The organism is Dryocola clanedunensis subsp. sulfonylureivorans (assembly GCF_016756775.1).
GTDB classification, from domain to species: domain Bacteria; phylum Pseudomonadota; class Gammaproteobacteria; order Enterobacterales; family Enterobacteriaceae; genus Dryocola; species Dryocola clanedunensis.
Window position 1 is genome coordinate 1 of the sequence record NZ_JAERMU010000057.1, and the last position, 3,908, is coordinate 3,908.

At 46.2% G+C, this 3,908-nt stretch carries 4 protein-coding genes and 1 pseudogene; 3 read left to right on the plus strand and 2 right to left on the minus strand.

Features of this window, described 5'->3' with window-relative positions; all coding sequences use genetic code 11:
• Positions 1-795: 795 nt before the first annotated feature.
• On the plus strand, positions 796-1,062 hold the full coding sequence (locus HYQ67_RS23685) for a YdgH/BhsA/McbA family protein (RefSeq protein WP_202308618.1): 267 nt from the start codon (positions 796-798) through the stop codon (positions 1,060-1,062).
• A gap of 40 nt (positions 1,063-1,102) precedes the next feature.
• Complete coding sequence (locus HYQ67_RS23690; RefSeq protein ID WP_202308620.1) at positions 1,103-1,444, plus strand: carboxymuconolactone decarboxylase family protein; 342 nt, start codon at positions 1,103-1,105, stop codon at positions 1,442-1,444.
• Between the two features lie 346 nt (positions 1,445-1,790).
• On the opposite strand, the gene HYQ67_RS23695 is transcribed toward HYQ67_RS23690, so the two are convergent.
• On the minus strand, positions 1,791-2,465 hold the full coding sequence (locus tag HYQ67_RS23695) for a hypothetical protein (protein WP_202308622.1): 675 nt from the start codon (positions 2,463-2,465) through the stop codon (positions 1,791-1,793).
• A 123-nt stretch (positions 2,466-2,588) separates the two neighbouring features.
• Positions 2,589-3,203, minus strand: a complete 615-nt coding sequence (locus HYQ67_RS23700; RefSeq protein WP_202308624.1) for a hypothetical protein — start codon at positions 3,201-3,203, stop codon at positions 2,589-2,591.
• A 400-nt stretch (positions 3,204-3,603) separates the two neighbouring features.
• Between HYQ67_RS23700 and HYQ67_RS23705 the strand changes: the two are divergent.
• Positions 3,604-3,908 (plus strand): annotated as a pseudogene (locus HYQ67_RS23705) (hypothetical protein); the annotation flags it as partial.

Genomic DNA, 3,908 nt, shown 5'->3' on the forward strand with positions numbered 1-3,908 from the left:
GATTTGGTCGATGCCTTTGGAGCGGTATCTTGATTTATAAATAGCTCCATGGCGTGAGAAGGGAAGGATACGCTACTTGCCATTAAAATAACATATGGCAGGAGTGTTGGTGTTTTTTTTGTCATCATGTGCTTAAGGCTCCTTGATTGCTTAAAATACCTTTACATTTTCTACTTAATAACACTTCAGGTTTCAAATTCTGAGTTATTTAAAGTTAAATTTTGCGATGTTTTGATCGCGTGATTTATTTTATTAATTGCTATTTATTTGTGTTTTGTTGGGCTAATAATTCGCTTGAAGCTATTGCGTAGAGGAAATATTTCATGCGATTCGCATGTTTCTTTTTTAAATTTTGTTTTTAGCTTGTTTTATTAATCACGCCATTAGTGTTGATAGTGTGATTTTCATTCTTGTTACATAAAAGGAAATTTACTTTGGTCTTTTTTGCTCTGATACATTCAAATCATCAATCAGATCACCTGTGTAATATTCTCTCCTTTCAGCGAACTGTCAGCTTACTACTGGCAGGCTGAGGGTGACCATCTCATCATGTCCATTTTCGAAATCTAATGTCCGGAATTAATTTTCACCGTCTTAAATCAGCTTTCAGGCCAGTATCTATGCGCCATGCAAGCCATTATGGTCATTAAACGGCAAACATTAAAAGGTGACCCAAGTCACATTCTAAGATGGTTGGCTAAATTCATCCTTGCAAGACTACCTACCGGAAGGTAGTCTTGGTTTTATCAGCAGAACGCTGCAAAACAATACAACGAACTCATCAGGAGATACCCCATGAAAAACATCATCAAATTGAGTATTGCTGCTCTTGTAATGACCACTTCCACCCTCGCTTTTGCCGGGGATGCTAAGGAAGTTAACCGCACAGAAGCTGTGTCGCTGCAAAAAATTGGCAACGTCTCAGCCGGAGGTTTCGCAAACCTTGATGAACTCAACGCATCACTGGCTATGAAAGCAAGTGAAGCAGGTGCAAGTCATTATCGTATCGTAGGTGCTTCTGGAATGAACAGACTGTCAGGCACTGCCGTCTTGTATCGTTAATCATTGATAATAAATAACTAATAACATTGAGGAAAAAGCTATGCACAACTGGAATGACTACAGAGCTGACACGCTGAAAAATGTGGGAAAACTGGGAGAACTGGTCCCGGAAACGCTTAAAGGCACTGGTGCTTTAATGAAGGCCGGAGCCAAAACCGGACACCTGGATACCAAAACCCGTGAACTGATTGCCCTGGCCTGCGCCGTGACTACCCGCTGCGACGGCTGCATCTCTATCCATGCTGAAGCTGCGATGAAGGCAGGCGTTACTGAAGAAGAAATCGCAGAGGCTCTGGGTGTGGCCATATCACTGAATGCCGGTGGTGCGGTTGTTTACTCGGGACGGGTGCTGGATGCGTTTCATCAGGTGCAAACAAAATAGATGAACCGACAACCCGGACAGACGCAGTGTATTCATGCCCGGGCTACGCTCTATTCACAACCGAATGTACACGTTAATGCGCGAAACCAGAACGCTACTTTCTGATGCATCAGATAAAAAGTCTGTGCATCCGGTTACAGAACCCCTTCCGCAGGCCGTGCGACGTTCATCAGCCAGTCACTCAGCATGAATCGGGCTCTTTTGACACTGTTGCAAACAAGATCGTAAGCCAGTTCCCGAAACTGTTTGCAACAGTGCTACCTGAACACCATAACTGATCACATAACTTTTTACCCTCGCAGCGGCGCCCGGTAGTTACCTTCAGAAGAAGTTTCTGCTCTTTAGATCAACGCTGGCGTGTCCATTTTTTCCGGTATTTCCCTAGCGCGAATTCAACTGATTTTTCGCTCCGGTTTGGGAAAAATTTACACAATACGGAAAACGGCAAATGATGATTTTTAGCGAGAAGAGCCCATTCTTCATCAGTCCAGATGCGATAGTTTTTATGCCCCTGAAACTTGATCCCAAGTTTAGATGCCTTAATTTTGACCGACTCCTCACTTCGCCCGGGTAGCCTGGCCGCCACTTTTTTTCCTTCGACAGGGTACCAGGCTGAAAGGAGCCCCAGCTCATCAGGTCGCCAGAAAGGCTCAGGTCGTGCCAGCCTTAATTTTCTTGCTTTTAGCACAATGGACACTGGTGTTCTGGCGGGTAGCATCGCATTTATATCTTCAACCGCTAACTCAGATCCATACATCGACCGTAGTATCTCTATTTCAGCTTCAGACCAGTCGGCCGTTTTATTTGGGGCGCAACCCAATTTTTGAGCCATTCCTTTTATCGCATTCACCGAGCGCCCGAGATATTGGGCAATTTCAGCGCAAGACATAACGTTGTATTTTGTCTCTATGTATTCCATTTCATGGATAGTCCAGGGTGCCCGGTGGTTTCTGTGCTGCTTTTTACTGTTTTTTTGGGTAGGGGCTTTTGAGGAGGTACTGCCAGCTAATAATACACTCATTACCGAATCATCCTCATTGCAAAGCCCACTCGATTTTATCTGATAACATTGAATTGCCACGGATAACCTGAACATTTCTTATTCCGCCGGATGGACTGATATCTGGGTTTTTACCATCGACCATCATGACTTCAGCTTAATGCGCCTGCGGGCACAAGTCACTGACGCTTTACTCCGTGCGGGGAACATCGATATCAGCTCTGCCAGAGCAAGATGAATATTCCGGGCCAGCAGGTGTTTCTCTTCCATACTCCAGGGGCGACGTCTGCTGTTACCCTGGAATACTATGCCGTGTTTGCTGGCCTGAATACGGACCGACGAACGGCTTCGTCCCGTCAGTCTGGCAGCTACGCCCGTGCCTTCAGCTGGATAATAGTGTTTCAGTGTTCGCAGCTCATCGTCCCGCCATAGCGGCTCAGGACGCGGTAGCCCTGATTCATCCACCATTGACAGAACTGCCGCGCGCGTGCGCCCGGGGAAAAGTGAACAAAGCGCACTGATATCGGCGCCGGGCCGATAATGTTTTTTCAGCCTCTGTATTTCCACATCTGTCCAGCGTGGTTGTTTCCGCTCAAGTCCCAGCTTATAGGACATGGCCTGAACCGCGCGTGCCGTCCGGCCCAGCCTTTCGGCAATATCATCAATGGATAAAAGCAGATGATGCGTTTCCAGATAATCAATTTCTTCAGGCGACCAGCGGTATCGATGATTTTGGGTGCGGGTCTCGTTATTTTTCATATTCTCCCACGCCATACTGCCCATTCATGCCAGATATATATCACCAGAGCCTTTCAGATTGGTCTTAATTCGGATGATAACGTGACGCTAAGTGGTGACTTCACCTTCTGACCGTTCCGATGACCAGTGAAATAGTCGGGCGATAAATAGCAGGCTGGATTTCCAGTCGGCGTGGAACGACAGTCATAAATAAATGTTATGACTTCTGCATGTGAATTTATTTAAATTGTCAATTTGATTAATTAACAATCACCATAATAACAGCAGGTTGCCTTCATTGCGGAAAATATATCATTACTCCGCTTGGAAACGACGTTCACAGACGCGCAGAAATATGTTGAAATCATTTTTAATTAAAAAGAAACGCTCAAAAAAATAAAAACAAACAACAGGGGCATGGATGAAAACCTTCCATACGGCATGGGTATTGCTGGCGCTGAGCCAGTGCGCTTCCGCCGCTTTTTTATCACCCGCAGACCGCGACAGCATCGACCAGCAGCAACAGCAGTTATTACGCCAGAATCAGCAGCAGCGTGAATCGCTGGAGCAGGCTATTCCCATTCCCGCGCCTTCAGAGCCTGCAATACCAGAGCCGGTAAAAGGCCCCTGTTTTACCATTAATCGTATCGTCCTTGACGGTGCAACGCTGATGAATGCACGTCAGCAGCATAAGCTGCTCGCCCCCTGGCAGGGCCAGTGCCTGGA